Origin of the sequence: Flavobacterium sp., assembly GCF_027482425.1 — a bacterium.
In the GTDB taxonomy this organism is placed as follows: Bacteria; Bacteroidota; Bacteroidia; order Flavobacteriales; family Flavobacteriaceae; genus Flavobacterium.
Window position 1 is genome coordinate 177,850 of record NZ_JAIXWA010000054.1, and the last position, 17,652, is coordinate 195,501.

Genomic DNA, 17,652 nt, shown 5'->3' on the forward strand with positions numbered 1-17,652 from the left:
CGGAAAGGCTTTTTTATTCCTCCAAACTTGTGCTATATTTGTGCTATGAACGAAAACTTAGATCCCACCAACAAGGGCTACAACCCTGAAGAAATTGACCTCGAGAAGAAGCTACGACCCTTGTCGTTTGATGATTTTACGGGTCAAGATCAAGTACTCGAGAATTTAAAAGTTTTCGTTAAAGCCGCCAATCTTCGCGACGAAGCCCTCGATCATACGCTTTTTCACGGGCCACCGGGATTGGGAAAAACGACCTTGGCCAATATACTTGCCAATGAATTGGGAGTGGGGATAAAAATTACTTCAGGACCCGTTCTCGATAAACCAGGTGATCTGGCCGGTCTCCTCACTAATCTCGATGAGCGCGATGTTCTTTTTATCGATGAGATTCACCGGCTTAGTCCCGTAGTGGAAGAATATTTGTATTCGGCGATGGAAGATTTTAAAATCGACATCATGATCGAATCCGGACCCAATGCGCGTTCCGTACAAATCAATTTGAATCCCTTCACCCTTGTAGGTGCAACCACTCGTAGCGGACTCCTTACAGCTCCCATGCGGGCACGTTTCGGAATCCAATCGCGCTTGCAATATTACAATACCGAACTCTTAACGACTATAGTACAACGCAGTGCCACTATTCTAGGCGTGCCCATTTCCATGGAGGCGGCTATCGAAATCGCAGGAAGAAGCCGAGGAACCCCCCGTATCGCCAATGCACTCTTACGCCGTGTTCGCGATTTTGCCCAAATCAAAGGCAATGGAAAAATCGATATTGAAATCGCCCGCTACTCGCTTCAAGCGCTACATGTCGATGCCCACGGCCTCGATGAAATGGATAATAAGATTCTTACCACGATAATCGATAAATTCAAAGGAGGTCCTGTGGGTCTCTCCACATTGGCTACCGCCGTTTCCGAAAATGGTGAAACCATCGAAGAAGTTTACGAACCTTTTTTAATCCAAGAAGGGTTCATCATTCGCACGCCGCGGGGTCGCGAAGTCACCGAAAAGGCCTATCGCCATTTGGGTAAAATTAAAGGAATGTCTCAGGGCGAATTGTTTTAGGGCATTCCCCCGAATGCATCTCCCTGCGCCTATTCCCGCTTTCTCTCGGGGTCGGGCTTTCCGCAGTACGCGCCCTCCTCACGTCGGGCGGGTACTTCGCTACAATCCCTAATGCATATGAACAACCAAAAGCAACACTACAGTCAGTTTATTAAAGCCGAAGCCAAACGCCTTGGGTTTCTCTCCTGTGGTATTGCCAAAGCCGGTTTTCTCGAAGCCGAAGCCCCCCGTTTGGAACGCTGGCTCAACAAAGGCTTCCAAGGTGAAATGCACTACATGGAAAACCATTTTGATAAACGCCTTGACCCAACGTTGCTCGTCGATGATGCCAAAAGTGTCATTTCAGTGCTCCTCAATTATTTCCCCCCCGAAACGCAACAAGAAGATACGTATAAGATTTCAAGATACGCTTACGGTAAAGACTACCATTACGTTATCAAAGACAAACTAAAAGCATTATTGCACAGCATACAAACAGAAATAGGCGCAGTTAACGGTCGCGCTTTTGTTGATTCTGCTCCGGTATTGGACAAAGCTTGGGCCGCCAAAAGTGGGTTAGGGTGGATCGGAAAAAACGCCAATCTTATTACCCAAAAAACGGGCTCATATTATTTTGTGGCCGAACTCATTGTCGATCTCGAATTGGACTATGATCCGCCCACTACCGATCATTGTGGAACTTGCACCGCTTGTATTGACGCTTGTCCCACCCAAGCTATCGTGGCTCCTTATGTGGTCGACGGCAGTAAGTGTATTTCATATTTTACTATCGAACTCAAAAATCAATTGCCCGAAACCATGAAGGGCGCTTGGAATGATTGGGTCTTCGGTTGTGATGTATGTCAAGAAGTGTGCCCCTGGAATCGTTTTGCATCGCCGCATCAAGAACCCCAATTTAATCCGCATCCCGATTTGCTCTCTTTTTCCAAAAAGGATTGGGAAGAAATTACAGAAGATATTTTCAAAGAAGTTTTTCGCGATTCAGCGGTGAAACGAACCCAATACCAAGGCTTAAAACGCAATATTGACTTCCTCAAATAAATCCTTCATTTGTTTCGCGATTCCACGGATACTTTTACCTTTGTCAAGATGCAAATTGTGAAAAATGGATAATCAATCGAGTAAACGCCGTGCGGCACTTTTATACCATGCCAAACCCACTCCAGGCAAAATAAAAATTGTTCCTACCAAAAAATATGCAACCCAAAGAGACTTGTCCTTGGCCTATTCTCCGGGTGTTGCAGAACCTTGTCTGGAAATTGCCAAAGACGTTAATAACGTATACAAATACACGTCCAAAGGAAATTTAGTGGCGGTGATTTCCAACGGAACAGCGGTGTTAGGTTTGGGCGATATCGGACCCGAAGCCTCTAAACCCGTGATGGAGGGGAAGGCTCTATTGTTTAAAATTTTCGCAGACATCGATGTTTTCGATATTGAGGTAGATACCAAAAACGTGGATGCCTTTATAGAAACAGTAAAAAATATTGCGCCCACATTTGGAGGAATTAACTTAGAGGATATCAAAGCGCCCGAGTCGTTTGAAATCGAACGACGATTGGTAGAAGAGCTCAACATTCCCGTGATGCACGACGACCAACACGGTACAGCAATCATATCTTCGGCAGCCCTTTTGAATGCTCTAGAATTGGCGGGTAAAAAAATACAAAAAGTAAAAGTAGTAGTGTCTGGAGCGGGTTCAGCCGCTCTAGCTTGTGCCAATTTGTATGTGCTTTTGGGCGTAAAACCCGAAAACATCATCATGTTTGATAAAGATGGGGTATTGCATGAAGGCCGCACCGATTTGTCCGATTTACAACGACGCTATACCACAGCCAAGGCAGGAACGACCATGGTTCAGGCTTTAAAAAATGCGGATGTGTTTTTGGGACTTTCGGCAGGGAATATCTTAACTCCAGAAATGCTTCAAGGGATGGCCAAAAATCCTATCGTTTTTGCCATGGCCAACCCTGTCCCTGAAATCGATTATGATTTAGCCATTGCCACCCGTAAAGATATTATTATGGCCACGGGTCGCTCGGATCATCCCAATCAAGTGAATAATGTTTTGGGATTCCCTTATATTTTCCGTGGCGCCCTTGATGTTCGTGCCACCAAAATTAACGAAGCCATGAAAATGGCCGCCGTGAAAGCCTTGGCCTGCTTGGCCAAAGAATTAGTGCCCGAGCAGGTGAATATTGCCTACGGGGAAACTAAATTGGCTTTCGGACGCGACTATATTATTCCGAAACCTTTTGACCCGCGCTTAATTTCGCGTGTTGCCCCCGCTGTAGCCAAAGCTGCAATGGAATCGGGAGTAGCACAACAACCGATCACCGATTGGGAGCGCTATGAAGAGGAGTTGATGGAACGCATGGGTTCGGATAATAAAATGGTACGATTGCTCATCAACCGCGCGAAAACCGACCCCAAACGCATTGTTTTTGCAGAAGCGGATCAATTGGATGTACTCAAAGCCGCCCAAATTGTTTATGAGGAAGGCATTGGAAAACCGATTTTACTCGGACGGAAAGAAGATATTTTAGAGTTGAAAGAGGAAATCGGTTTTGAAGCCGACATTCCTATTTTTGACCCCAAAACAAAAGAGGAAGACGAGCGCCGCATGCGGTATGCTGAAATCTTTTGGAAAGAACGCCAACGACGCGGCATCTCCTTGTTGGATGCGCAAAAGTGGATGCGCGAGCGCAATTATTTTGCCGCTATGATGGTCAATGAAGGCGATGCTGATGCCATGGTTTCTGGCTACTCCAGAAGTTATCCGTCTGTGGTTCGCCCCTTAATGCAATTGATCGGAAAGGCTCCTGGGATTTCGTTGATTGCCACCACCAATATGATGATGACCAATCGCGGCCCTATGTTTTTATCGGATACGGCCATTAATCCCAATCCTTCCGCCGATGATTTGGCCAAGATTGCTTTAATGACAGCCAAAACGGTTCGAATGTTTGGAATGGAACCCGTGATTGCCATGGTTTCGTTTTCCAATTTCGGCTCATCTACCCATGAAAGTGCACAAAAAGTGCGCGATGCGGTAGCTTATTTGCATAAATACTATCCTGATTTGATTGTCGATGGGGAGATTCAAACCGATTTTGCCTTGAATCCCGACATGTTGAAAGCGAAATTTCCATTTTCAAAATTGGCAGGAAAAAAAGTCAACACCATGATTTTCCCCAATCTAGAGTCAGCCAATATTACCTATAAACTTCTTAAAGAACTTTACAAAGTAGATTCAGTAGGTCCAATTATGTTGGGTATGGATAAGCCAGCTCATATTTTTCAATTAGGCGCCAGTGTGGAGGAAATGGTGAATATGGCTGCTGTGGCAGTAGTAGATGCGCAAGAGAAACACAAACGGCTCCGTGATATGGTGATAAAAAAGTAAGGTTCTTGTCTAGAAAAGTCCCTAATTGTTAATTTTTTCTATATTTGGACATACGATTTAAAGATGATAGCACACATACACGGAAAATTAGTTGAAAAAAACCCTACCGATGTGGTGATTGATTGCCAAGGCGTAGGCTATCATATCCATATTTCGTTACACACCTATGCGTTGTTGCCGCAATCGGAGTCGGTAAAATTATTTACCTACTTGCTCATCAAAGAAGATGCCCATCAACTGTATGGGTTTATGGAAAAATCAGAGCGCGAGTTGTTTAAATTGTTGCTTTCCGTATCGGGTATCGGTGCTGGAATTGCGCGAACGATGCTTTCCTCATTAGATCCCAAACAAATTATCGCAGCCATTGGCAACGGTGATGTGGGTACCATTCAATCCATCAAAGGAATTGGAGCTAAAACGGCCCAACGTGTTATCCTTGATTTGCGGGACAAAGTGTTAAAAATCCATGATATCGGGGAAGTTTCGCCAATTTCATACAATACAAATCGGGATGAAGCGTTATCTGCTTTGGAGGTTTTGGGCTTTGTTCGTAAGAATGCCGAAAAAGTAGTCGATAAAATCATGAAAGAACAACCCGATGCCAACCTAGAAACCATAATCAAACAAGCATTAAAAAACCTATAACTGTTGAAAACAAACAGCCGGAATAAATCATTATTACGAATATTTTGTTTTCTTTTTGTGTTTTTTGCCTTTTCAACACAGGCCCAAACAACAGAAGAGGAAGACGACGAAAAAGCAAGGGATACTATCAAAGGATACAACACCGGGGCCATTAAATTAAATGACCCGAAAAGTGTTGTAGAAGCCTATACCTATGACCCTACCATAGATCGGTATGTTTTGACCAAAACCTTTGAGGGGTTCAACATCAATTATCCGATGTTTTTAACCCCCAAAGAGTATGATGCTTTGGTATTGCGAGAATCGATGCGTGCCTATTTTCAAAAGAAGTCCAATGCGGCTGAAGGAAAAGGGACAGAACAAGACAAGAAAGACTTACTCCCAAGGTATTATGTAAATTCCAGTTTTTTTGAAACCCTTTTTGGAAGTAACACCATAGACATCAAGCCTACTGGATCGGTGGAAGTCGATTTAGGGGTGCGCCATACCAAACAAGACAATCCCGCTTTTTCACCGCGTAACCGTGCGACAACAACTTTTGATTTCAATCAGCGCATCAGTATGAGTTTGATGGGAAAAGTAGGAACGCGTTTGAATGTGAATGCCAACTACGACACTCAGTCCACCTTTAATTTCCAGAATTTAATCAAGTTGGAATATACCCCAACCGAAGACGATATCATTCAGAAAATTGAAGTAGGTAACGTAAGTATGCCTCTGAACAATACTTTGATTCGAGGCGCGCAAAGTTTGTTTGGGGTTCGAGCGCAATTGCAATTCGGAAGAACAACCGTTACGGGCGTTTTTTCGGAACAAAAGTCGCAAACCCGTACCGTAACTTCACAAGGGGGAGGAACGATTCAAAACTTTGAACTATTCGCACAAGAATACGATAACGATCGCCACTTTTTCTTGTCACAATACTTCAAAAACCGTTACGACTTTGCCTTACGTAATTACCCCTTTATTGACAGCCGAGTGCAAATTACCCGAATTGAAGTTTGGGTAACCAACCGTCAAAATCGTATCAATACGACCAATAATAACCAACGGAACTTAATCGCCTTACAAGATTTAGGAGAATCCCGATTGACCGATACGTATAGTAATACGCCGCTCAATGACAACCAAGTGGTAGCCGTCGATCCGATTGAAATCACCAATGGATTCTTCCTTACGCCAATTGATAGTCCCGCCGATAACTCCAACAACCGCTATGATCCTTCCTTAATCGGAACAACCGGATTGCTCAATCAAGGGATTCGTGAAATTTTTACCGCAGGCAATGGATTCAACAACGTCAATCCTGTAAACGAGGGTACTGATTATGCCAAATTGGAAAATGCACGAAAATTGAATCCTTCTGAGTATACTTTTCATCCCCAATTAGGATATGTTTCCTTGCAACAGCGCTTGGCCAATGACGAAGTTTTAGCCGTTGCTTTCCAATATACCATTGGAGGACAAGTGTATCAAGTAGGGGAATTTGGAACGGACGGAGTAGAAGCCACACAAGTCGATACGGGAGGTGTCCCAGCCTCACAGTCTTTGATTGTGAAGATGTTGAAAAGTACGCTTACGTTTGTCGACAAACCGATCTGGGGCTTGATGATGAAAAATATTTATCAAATTCCCGGGGGGTTCCAGTTGCAAAAAGAGGATTTTAAATTCAACATTCTTTACACAGATCCTTCGCCTTTAAATTATATCGTAGAGGCTAGTCCTACAAGTCCACTGCCCAACGACGTTCGCGAAACGCCTTTACTTCGCGTTTTCTCTATGGACCAATTGAATTTTGCCAACGACCCACAAACAGGCGGGGATGGTTTTTTTGATTTTGTTCCCGGACTCACCATTGACCAGCAAAACGGCCGAATTATTTTTACTAAAATCGAACCTTTTGGACGTTATTTATTTGAAAAATTACGAACTGCACCTGGGTCATCGGAAAACTATCTAGGCGACCCAACCTCTTTGGCAGATTTTAACCCCAACCAAGCGAAATACGTATTCCGAACTTTATATACAAGTACACAAGCCGCAGCGTTGCAAGACAGTGAAAAGAATAAATTTCAATTGCGCGGTCGATTTAAATCTTCGGGAGGAGAAGGGATTCCCATCGGAGCGTTCAACGTTCCGCAAGGATCGGTTATCGTTACGGCGGGAGGAAGACGTTTGGTTGAAGGGGTCGATTTTACCGTGAATTACCAAGCGGGACGTGTTCAAATTTTAGATCCTTCCCTACAAGCATCCAATACACCTATTGAAGTTTCGGTTGAGAACAATTCTGTTTTTGGCCAGCAAACACGTCGCTTTATGGGGATTAATGTCGAGCATAAATTTTCACCCAAAGCCTTAGTAGGAGCTACGTTTTTAAAAATGACTGAGCGTCCGTTTACGCAAAAATCCAATTACGGTCAGGAATCTGTCAACAACAGTATGTTTGGTTTGAACACGAGTTTGTCTTCGGAAGTTCCTTTCTTAACTCGTTTAGTGAATAAACTGCCCAATGTGGACACGGATGTTCCTTCAAACGTGTCGTTCCGTGGGGAAGTTGCTTTCTTAAAACCCGATGCGCCTATTGGTGACCGTTTCAACGGAGAATCTACCTTGTATGTAGACGATTTTGAAGGGTCGCAAACCAATATTGATTTACGCTCTCCTTTATCATGGTTCATCGCCTCTACTCCGGAACGTCCAGCGACTGGAAATGTGGATTATCCTGACTTTAACGGAACGCAAAATTCGATAGATTACGGATTTAAACGCGCCAAAATTGCTTGGTATACCATTGACCCCGTATTTTACACGCAACGTCCCTCAGGCGTTTCCCAAGATGATTTATCACTCAACAGTACGCGTCGTATTTTTAGTTCTGAATTGTATCCCCAAACCGTAATTGCCCAAGGACAATCGCAGGTGGTTAACACCTTGGATTTAACGTATTTCCCACAAGAACGTGGTCCCTATAATTTCAACCCAGCTGCACAAGCTGACGGGTCATTGCCTAATCCCGACACCAATTTTGGAGGAATTATGCGCGCGTTGAATTCGACCAATTTTGAACAAACCAACGTAGAGTATATCCAGTTTTGGATGATGGATCCTTATTTTGATCCAAACAATCCCGGGGCTGCTTCCGATCCTTCCAATGTGGGTCAAGTTTATTTTAACTTAGGTGAAATTTCAGAAGATATCCTCAAAGACGGCCGTAAGTTTTACGAAAACGGTTTAGGCCCTGGTCAAATCACCACCAGTAATTACTGGGGAAATATTCCGGCCTCACAGTCCTTAATTTATGCTTTTGACACCGATACGGCCAACCGAAATGTTCAAGACGTCGGACTGGATGGTCTAAGCGATAATGAGGAGGCTGCTAAGTTTCCTAGTTTTGCCTCGTTCCCAGACCCTGCCGCAGACAACTACAATTTTTATCTAAATGCCAATGGAGGTGTTTTGGATCGCTATAAAAATTACAATAACGTTCAAGCCAACTCTCCGGTAGATGTTACCGACACCAATCGTGGGTCGACCACCATTCCCGATGTGGAAGATATCAATCGGGATAATACCATGAATACGATTAACGCGTATTATGAGTATAAAATTAATATCAGTCCAACTGCGCTTTCAAATGTTGGAGCCAACTTTATTACGGATATTCGTGAGACACAGGTAACAGCCGCCAACGGGAATACAGTGCAAGCCCGTTGGATCCAGTTTAAAATTCCCGTTACCGCACCCGCCAACACCATTGGTAGTATTTCTGATTTCCGCTCCATTCGTTTTATGCGAATTTTTATGACCAAATTTAACCAACCCGTCACCATTCGTTTTGGGTCGCTGGATTTGGTTCGTGGGGAATGGCGTCGTTACGAAAACACCCTTGATCCTGTAGATACAGATGTCACCGATGATGGAACCAATTTTGAGGTTCAAGCGCTAAACGTGCAAGAAAATGGTTCCCGAAACCCCATAAATTATGTAACTCCTCCTGGTGTTCAGTTGGAACAGTTGATGCAAAACAATACGTTGATTCCTCAAAATGAGCAATCCCTAGCGTTGCGCGCTAGCGGGATAGGCTTAGAGCCTGGTGATTCACGTGGAGTGTTCAAAAACGTTAGTGTTGATATGCGTCAGTTCAAAAAAATTAAAATGTTTTTGCACGCTGAAGCGCTTCCTGATGAGCCGAGTTCCATTGAAGATAATGAATTAGTAGGTTTCATTCGCTTTGGAAACGATGCTTCTGAAAACTTTTATCAGATTGAACTTCCGTTGAAAAAATCGCAATTCAACGTTAATAATCCCGATGCAGTTTGGCCCGAAGCCAACCAAATAGATGTTTCGTTGAAGTTGTTGACCCAATTAAAAGTGTTGGCCTTGAGTCATATATACACTTCACCCGGAGAAATCTATTTTAAAAATGAAGACGAGCTCGACAATTCCTTGGTTGGAAAAGTCAATAAGGCCCGTTTAGGTATCCGAGGGAATCCTAACTTCGGTTTGATTCGTGTCTTAATGGTTGGGATAAAAAACAATACCCACATATTAAATTCAGTGGAACACCCACTCAATCCTAGAAGGATCAAAGGAGAAGCATGGTTCAACGAGTTACGTATTGCCGATATGGATAATAAAGGCGGTATGGCAGCGGTGGCTAATTTGGATGCGAATTTGGCCGACTTTGCTAATATTTCGGCGACTGGACGTATGAGCACCATTGGTTTTGGTTCGATTGATCAAGGACCCAACGAGCGTAGTCGTGAGGAGATATTGCAATATAATATTGTGACCAATTTGAGTTTGGGGAAATTGTTGCCAAAAAAATGGAACATCAATGTGCCTTTCAATTACTCCGTTGGTGAGGAGATTATTACGCCCAAGTACGACCCGTTCTTCCAAGATATCGAGTTGCAACAATTGATTGATAACACACAGGATGAAGCTCAAAAACGCAATTTCCGTAACCGTGCGATTGACTACACCAAGCGAAAAAGTATCAATTTTATTGGGGTGAAAAAAGACCGTGGAGAGAAGCAAAAACCACGTTTTTATGACATCGAAAACGTGACGGTTTCCTATTCATACAATCAAGTGGATCGCAACAATTATGAGTTGGAAAACTTCCAAGACCAACAAGTGAATACCGCAGTTGACTATACGTTTGCCTTTCAAAACAAACCCGTGGAGCCTTTCAAAAAAGTCAAGGCTTTCCAGAAAAGCAGTTATTGGAAATTATTGAGTGATTTTAACTTCAACTTTTTACCCTCCAATATTTCGTTTAGTACCAACATCAACCGTCAGTTGAATCGTCAGCAATTCCGTTTGGTCGATGTGGAAGGAGTAGGGTTGCAAACCTTGTTTCAAAGAAATTATTTGTTCAATTACCAGTACGGGTTCAATTACAATTTAACCAAGTCATTGAAATTGAATTTTAATGCGACGAGCAACAATTTGGTGCGTAATTTTATGGATGAAAATAACGTGCCCGACAATTCGTATACCCTTTGGACCGACTTTTGGAATCCTGGATTGCCCAATACCCACAACCAACAGTTGACCATCAATTACGAGGTGCCGTTGAATAAAATTCCGTTCCTGGCCTTTATCAAACCTACGTATACTTACAATGGTACGTTTACGTGGCAACGTTCTTCAATTGCTTTATCTTCGTATACTGATGCCAATGGAGACGTATTTAATTTAGGAAATACCATCCAAAATTCAGGCTCGCACAAGTTGAATACCGCTTTCAACATGGATGCGTTGTATAAGTATATTGGGTTAACCAAAACCAAAAAGAATACCAAAACCACGCAAACAGGTCCTCCAAAACCTGGGCAAAAAATCACAAACACCGCTGTAGCTCCACAATCAGAGCGCAGTCCTTTTGTAGAAGGGTTAATCGGGATTTTAACCAGTGTAAAAAATATTCAAATCAATTATACCGAAAACCAAAGTACTGCTTTACCCGGATATACACCGGGTCTCGGATTCTTCGGTTCGGCCAAACCCTCTATGGCATTTGTGTTCGGATTGCAAGACGATGTGCGTTTTGAAGCGGCCAAACGCGGATGGTTGACCAATTTTCAAGATTTTAACCAAAATTATACCGAGGTCATCAACCGTACGTTGGACATGACGGCAAATATTGATTTATTCCCTGATTTTAAAATCGACTTGGCAGCCAATCGAACCTATGCTACCAATTATACAGAGCAATATGATGTAAGTCCTGATGGTACCTACAACTCAAGGTCACCCTACAATACGGGGAACTTTGCGATTTCGACCAACATGATTACCACCTCGTTTATACCAAGTGACGAATTTGGTTCGGAAGCATTTAATCGATTCCGCGAAAATCGATTTGTCATTGCGCATCGTTTGGCCGAAGATTATTATGGGAATACTACCTATCCGCTCGATGCAGAGGGGTACCCACAAGGATTTGGGAAAAACAGTCAGGATGTCTTATTGCCTGCTTTCTTGGCGGCCTATACAGGGCGTGATGTCAATAAAGTGTCAACGGGAATCTTTAGAGATATTCCCATTCCGGGTTGGAATATTAAGTACAACGGATTAATGCGCTATAAGTTTTTCAAAGATCGCTTCAAACGTTTCTCAATTCAGCACAACTACAAAGCATCGTATACCATTAATGCTTTCCGTTCGAATTTAGACTATGTAGAAGGAGCCATAAACCCTGCCAATAACAATTTCTTCCAGCAAACGATTGTGGGGAACGTCAACTTGGTGGAACAATTTAGTCCGCTTTTCCGCATTGATTTTGAAACAAAAAGCTCCTTTAAATTGTTGCTTGAAATGAAAAAAGATCGCGCCTTGTCGTTCAGTTTTGATAACAACTTATTGACCGAACAACAAGGAGTTGAGTATGTTGTAGGAACAGGATTCCGATTTAAAGACGTTATCATTTCCTCGCGTTTGGCCGATAATCCAACAGGCGTCATTAAGAGTGATTTGAATGTGAAGATTGATTTCTCGTACCGTAATAACAAAACAATTGTTCGTTATTTGGATTACAACAATAACCAGTTGGGAGGCGGTCAAGATTTGTGGTCTGCCCGAGTCACTGCTGATTATTCGTTCAGTAAAAATTTAACGGCCATTTTCTTTTATGATCATTCATTCTCTCAAGCTGTTATTTCAACTTCATTCCCGATAACCAATATTCGAACTGGATTTACGTTGCGTTATAACTTCGGAAATTAAACCAGTTGAAATGCAAAAAATCATTTTTCAATATCGGAATTAAGTGTACCTTTGAACGTGTATTTTTAAACCAACAAACGAATGAATATTCCTTCTAATTTGAAGTATACCAAAGACCACGAGTGGGTTTCTTTGGACGGCGATGTAGCCACCGTAGGCATTACCGATTTTGCACAACGTGAATTAGGTGATATTGTTTATGTAGAAGTTGAAACATTAGATCAAACACTCGCTAAAGACGAAGTTTTTGGTACCGTTGAAGCTGTAAAAACCGTTTCTGATTTATTTCTTCCTTTATCTGGTGAAATCATTGCGTTTAATGAAGCTTTGGAAAGCACTCCTGAAACTGTAAATTCTGACCCTTATGGTGACGGTTGGATGGTGAAGGTTAAAATTTCTGATGCCTCTGAATGGGATCAATTGATGGATGCCGATGCCTACAAAGCGTTGATTGGAGCTTAAAAAAACATATAAATTATTGTTTGCACTTAGTTGGACGGCACTCATAACATGGTTAAGTTTGGGTTCAACAGGTAGTCTTGGGCAAAGTATTCCAGTGCCTCACAAGGATAAAGTAGTGCATTTTTGTTTCTATCTAGGGTTTGTTTTTTGGTGGGGTAGCTATCTGCAAAAGAAAACAAAGCGTACGTTAATTTGGGTATGGCTTGCCGCAGTTGGGTATGGAATTTTGATGGAAGTTTGTCAATTAGCCTTCACGCAAAATCGTACAGCCGATCTTTGGGATGTATTTGCCAATACACTAGGGGCTAGTGCAGGATTTTTGCTCTTTTCTTCAAAAAAATAGTAAGCCACTCTTCGTGAGTGGTTTTTTTATGGAAATGAATGAAGCTGCCTTCATAATTTGTATTTTTGACCCTTATTGGTTATCGCTATGCATATTCGACACTATTTAGATTCTACCTACCTAAAATTGCCAGAGCAAGCAGGACTCTCCAAAACCGACCATTTACAAGTTGTTAGAGCTTGTATTCAAGAAGCGATTGAGGAGAAATTTAAGTTGGTGATGATTCGACCCGATATGGTGTCCATGGCGCGAACGATGATTGATCAAGCAAAATCTACGGTGTTGGTGGGAACTGTTATTGGGTTTCCCGAGGGAACAGCTAATCTGGAGGCCAAATTACAAGAAGCGCAACAAGCAATTGAGGACGGAGCTGATGAGTTGGATTTTGTATGTAATTATCATGCCTTCCAATCAGGAGATGTGGCTTTGGTTCGCAAAGAGATTGTGGCCGGAACGCAGTTGGCCTGGTCACACCACAAAACGGTCAAATGGATTATTGAAGTGGCTGCCTTGACCGATGCCGAAATCATTCAGTTGTCGGCCTGCATTAAAAATACAATTATAGCTTATTTTAAAGAAGAGGTCTTTGCCTATGTTTTTGTAAAATCTTCGACGGGTTTTTATGAAACAAAAGAAGGAAAGCCTAATGGAGCTACACATGCTTCTATACTAATGATGCTCGAAAATTGTGCGCCACTTCCCGTTAAAGCGGCTGGAGGAGTGCGAACATACGAGGAGGCGGTTGAAATGATAAAACTAGGTGTAAAACGAATCGGAACGTCGGCGGCAAAAACGATTGCCCAAGGCGGGACGTCTGATGATGTGTATTAAAGTATGAAACGAGTACTTATTTTTGTGTTTTTTTGGAGTGGATTGTTAACCATTTGTGCGCAGGGGTTGCAACAAACACCTCCTATTTTTCCTAATTGTAAGTCGGTCAATGAGACAGAAGCTCAAGCTTGTTTTGATCTAGAATTACAGCGGTTTGTTTACCGAGAGTTTAAAGCTAAGTCCAATTATCAGGGTGCCGTAATTGTCGTGTTTGAAGTCGATCAATCCGGGAAATTCAAACCTTTGTATATTGATGCTGCCGATGCCGATGTCACTGCCGAATGCCGCCGTGTATTTGAAAAGTTACCCGTAATTCAACCCGCTGTCTATGGAGGGAAAGCCACGTATTCAAAATATACCATCCGATTTGATGTACCGTTGCAAAATCCAGATGATGCTCCCAAAGTTGCAGCCAAACAGCAACAAGCTCCCGTTATTCCTTCAACATTTCAAAAGGAAACGCGTACCATGGATTTAGATACAATGCAGTATCAAACGTTTACTAAACCCCAATACGACAGTAAACTTTCAATCCCGTTTTCTAATAGACTGTATGCTTCCTTCGATTGGGCGATGAATCAAGTGGGTGCCAATGCCCATACCACTTCGAAACCTTTTACCTTCAAAGAAGTTTCAAAATACTATAATTTACGGGAAGCCCATCAACAATTGATGAAACCTAAATCTTCCTGGTGGGGCAAAAAACTCTGGAACGATGACTTGGTAGCCATCCAAGATGATGATTATTGGTTTACGTTAAATCCCATTTTTGATTTTCAAGTGGGAAGAGAAACTTCGGGCGCAACCGATTATACTTTTGTGAATACACGCGGGGTACAAATTCGCGGTGGGTTAGGTAAAGAAGTCAACTTTTCGGCCACCATTTTTGAAAGTCAGGGGCGATTTGCCGATTATTTCAATCAATATGCTATTTCCATGCGTCCTTCGGGAGGAAATCCAGCAACCATTCCCGGAATAGGTATCGCCAAAGAATTTAAATCCGATGCTTTTGATTTTCCCATGGCGGAGGCGTATATCAATTATGCTCCTGGAAAGTTTGTTGAAATGCAATTGGGACATGGCCGTAATTTTATTGGCGATGGGTACCGCTCGTTATTGTTAACCGACGGAGTGAGTCCGTATCCCTATTTCAAAATCAATACAACCTTTTGGAAAATTAAATATACCAATCTCTACATGTGGATGAAAGACACCCGTCCTGAGGTAACGGTTGATGGAACTTACGCCACGAAGTTTGTTGCTAGTCATTACTTAAGTTGGAACGTGAACCGACGGTTGAACATTGGTTTTTTTGAGTCGGTGGTGTGGGCCAATCAAAACGATCGCGGTTTTGATATGAATTTTGTGAATCCCATTATTTTTTACCGAGCTGTTGAGTTTTCGTCTTCTTCTCGAAGTGGAAATGCCCTTTTGGGACTCACGGGGAAATATAAATTGAGCAATAGTGTAAATGCTTACGGACAATTTTTGTTGGATGAATTTTCCTTGGGTGAAATTCGTGCTCAAAATCAGAGTTGGAAAAATAAATACGCCTATCAATTGGGTTTAAAATATTACAATGCTTTCAATGTAGATAACTTAATGTTGCAGTTGGAATACAACTTTGTTCGTCCCTATGTTTATTCACACAGTAATGTACTTACCAATTATGGCAATAGCAACCAAAGTTTAGGGCATCAATGGGGGGGTAACACCAAAGAGATAATTGCTATCGGGCGGTATACACATGGACGCTACTATGCTTCGGCTAAGTTGCATTATGGAATTCGTGGTTTGGACATAAATGGCTTGAATTACGGCGGCAATATTTATTTAAGTTATAATGACTTCCGTCCTACAGATACGGGAGTTGTGGTAGGGCAAGGTAACGAAACGATGGTGTTTATTGCCGATTTGCAAGCGGGTTATGTAATCAACCCTACGACCAATTTAAAGTTGTTTGCCAATGTAATTTTTAGAAATTTTGATCCTGCCACGGTAACCGATACGGTGAAGTCATCTAATACGACATGGTTTTCGATTGGTGTTCGTACAGACATCTTTAATTGGTATATTGATTACTAAAATCTTCAAGAATATTTATGCTTTGTTTTTTGTCATTTCTTTTGGGATAGACTACTTTTGCACGACTTAATTGACATTTGAAAACAAAGTATCGTTGGACACGCATTCCACATCGTTGCATCCTTTAAAATTATTTCAAGATTTTAAAGAAATCACCAAAGCGGGCTTGGCCTTGAGTGTCGTATTTTCCTCCATTGCAGGGTATTTGTTAGGTATCAGCGAAGCCAATCCTTTCAGTTGGGTGACCTTGTTGATTTTGGCTGTTGGAGGCTATTGCATGGTTGGCGCTTCCAATGCGTTTAATCAAGTGATTGAAAAAGACTTGGATGCCTTGATGGACCGCACCAAAAATCGTCCTGTAGCTTCAGGTCGTATGGCGCCCAACACAGCCTTATTTGTAGCGAGTTCGCTCACTATTACAGGCTTAGTTTTATTGTATACCATTAATCCCAAATCGGCGATGTTTGGCGCAGTGTCTATTTTTTTATACACCAGCGTCTATACCCCATTAAAAGCCGTTACTCCCTTGGCAGTATTTGTTGGAGCATTTCCTGGGGCGATCCCTTTTATGTTGGGGTGGGTAGCCGCGACCAATCATTTTGGAATTGAAGCGGGGACCTTATTTTTAATTCAGTTTTTTTGGCAATTTCCCCACTTTTGGGCTATTGGCTGGTTTTTATTTGAAGATTATAAGAAGGCGGATTTCTTTATGTTGCCTACAGGACAGCGCGATAACCGAACCGCCTTGCAAATTGTGTTGTATACGTTTTGGTTGATTGTGGCCTCGGTATTGCCTGCTTTTGGATACACAGGACAACTTTTTATTAGTCCAATTGCGACGGCTCTTGTTCTGTTATTGGGGTTATGGATGTTGTTTTATACCTTTCAATTATACCGATCACGCACCCCAAAAGCGGCTCGTGTACTCATGTTGGTGAGCGTAGTATATATTACTTTGTTGCAAATCATTTATATCACGGATAAATTTTTACGTTAATATGACAGTACAAGAAGAACAAGCCCGCTCAGCGCGCTCCTACAAATTGTTGTTGATCTTCGGAATGATTAGCATCGTTATGCTTTTTGCCGGATTAACGAGTGCTATGGTAGTCAGTAAATCACGCCCAGATTGGCTCACAGATTATCAAATACCACAAGCCTTTACCATTAGTACCGTTTTGATTTTGTTATGTAGTGTAACATTTCACATGGCACAACGTGCCATCAAGCAAGACCAACGTAGTAAAACTTCGCTGTTTTTAGGGTTGACATTAGTCTTAGGTTTAGGGTTTGTTTACTACCAATTTAAAGGGTTTGAAGAGTTGTTTGCCCATCGACTTTTCCCAACTGGGAAGTCAGGTTCGGTCACAATTGCTTTCCTTTATATTCTAGTTTATGTGCACTTAGCACACCTGTTGGGAGGTATCATATCTTTGTTGCTAATTATTTATAATCATTTTAAACAAAAGTACTCTGCTGCTCAATATCTTGGAATTGAGCTGGGTGCGATATACTGGCACTTTTTGGATGCTTTGTGGCTCTATTTATTTTTGTTTTTGTATTTCTTTAAATAAGAAAA

The 17,652-nt window shown here is 42.1% G+C and carries 11 protein-coding genes; all 11 read left to right on the forward strand.

Annotation, left to right across the window (positions count from 1 at the left end; all coding sequences use genetic code 11):
• Positions 1–45: 45 nt before the first annotated feature.
• The 11 genes from ruvB to Q0037_RS08155 all read left to right on the forward strand — a co-directional run bounded on the left by ruvB (position 46) and on the right by Q0037_RS08155 (position 17,647).
• The gene (ruvB, locus tag Q0037_RS08105; RefSeq protein WP_297517128.1) at positions 46–1,068 is read left to right on the forward strand and encodes a Holliday junction branch migration DNA helicase RuvB; all 1,023 of its coding nucleotides are present in this window, start codon (positions 46–48) and stop codon (positions 1,066–1,068) included.
• A 117-nt stretch (positions 1,069–1,185) separates the two neighbouring features.
• Positions 1,186–2,109 (forward strand): tRNA epoxyqueuosine(34) reductase QueG, encoded by a 924-nt coding sequence (gene queG, locus Q0037_RS08110; protein ID WP_297517129.1) that lies wholly within the window; start codon positions 1,186–1,188, stop codon positions 2,107–2,109.
• A gap of 64 nt (positions 2,110–2,173) precedes the next feature.
• Positions 2,174–4,474 (forward strand): NADP-dependent malic enzyme, encoded by a 2,301-nt coding sequence (locus Q0037_RS08115; protein WP_297517130.1) that lies wholly within the window; start codon positions 2,174–2,176, stop codon positions 4,472–4,474.
• A 63-nt stretch (positions 4,475–4,537) separates the two neighbouring features.
• Positions 4,538–5,119: a Holliday junction branch migration protein RuvA gene (ruvA, locus tag Q0037_RS08120; RefSeq protein ID WP_297517131.1), complete on the forward strand. Its 582-nt coding sequence runs from the start codon at positions 4,538–4,540 to the stop codon at positions 5,117–5,119.
• Positions 5,120–5,176: 57 nt separating this feature from the next.
• Positions 5,177–12,352: a cell surface protein SprA gene (gene sprA, locus Q0037_RS08125; RefSeq protein ID WP_297517142.1), complete on the forward strand. Its 7,176-nt coding sequence runs from the start codon at positions 5,177–5,179 to the stop codon at positions 12,350–12,352.
• 81 nt (positions 12,353–12,433) lie between these two features.
• Positions 12,434–12,814 (forward strand): glycine cleavage system protein GcvH, encoded by a 381-nt coding sequence (gcvH, locus tag Q0037_RS08130; protein ID WP_297517132.1) that lies wholly within the window; start codon positions 12,434–12,436, stop codon positions 12,812–12,814.
• A complete protein-coding gene (locus tag Q0037_RS08135) occupies positions 12,804–13,157 on the forward strand; it encodes a VanZ family protein (protein ID WP_297517133.1) in 354 nt (117 codons plus the stop codon). Before gcvH ends, Q0037_RS08135 begins: the two co-directional genes overlap by 11 nt.
• A gap of 87 nt (positions 13,158–13,244) precedes the next feature.
• The gene (deoC, locus tag Q0037_RS08140) at positions 13,245–13,988 is read left to right on the forward strand and encodes a deoxyribose-phosphate aldolase (protein WP_297517134.1); all 744 of its coding nucleotides are present in this window, start codon (positions 13,245–13,247) and stop codon (positions 13,986–13,988) included.
• 3 nt (positions 13,989–13,991) lie between these two features.
• The gene (locus Q0037_RS08145; RefSeq protein WP_297517135.1) at positions 13,992–16,073 is read left to right on the forward strand and encodes a gliding motility protein RemB; all 2,082 of its coding nucleotides are present in this window, start codon (positions 13,992–13,994) and stop codon (positions 16,071–16,073) included.
• Between the two features lie 94 nt (positions 16,074–16,167).
• Positions 16,168–17,070: a heme o synthase gene (gene cyoE, locus Q0037_RS08150; protein ID WP_297517136.1), complete on the forward strand. Its 903-nt coding sequence runs from the start codon at positions 16,168–16,170 to the stop codon at positions 17,068–17,070.
• Between the two features lies 1 nt (position 17,071).
• Complete coding sequence (locus Q0037_RS08155; protein ID WP_297517137.1) at positions 17,072–17,647, forward strand: cytochrome c oxidase subunit 3; 576 nt, start codon at positions 17,072–17,074, stop codon at positions 17,645–17,647.
• Positions 17,648–17,652: the final 5 nt, after the last annotated feature.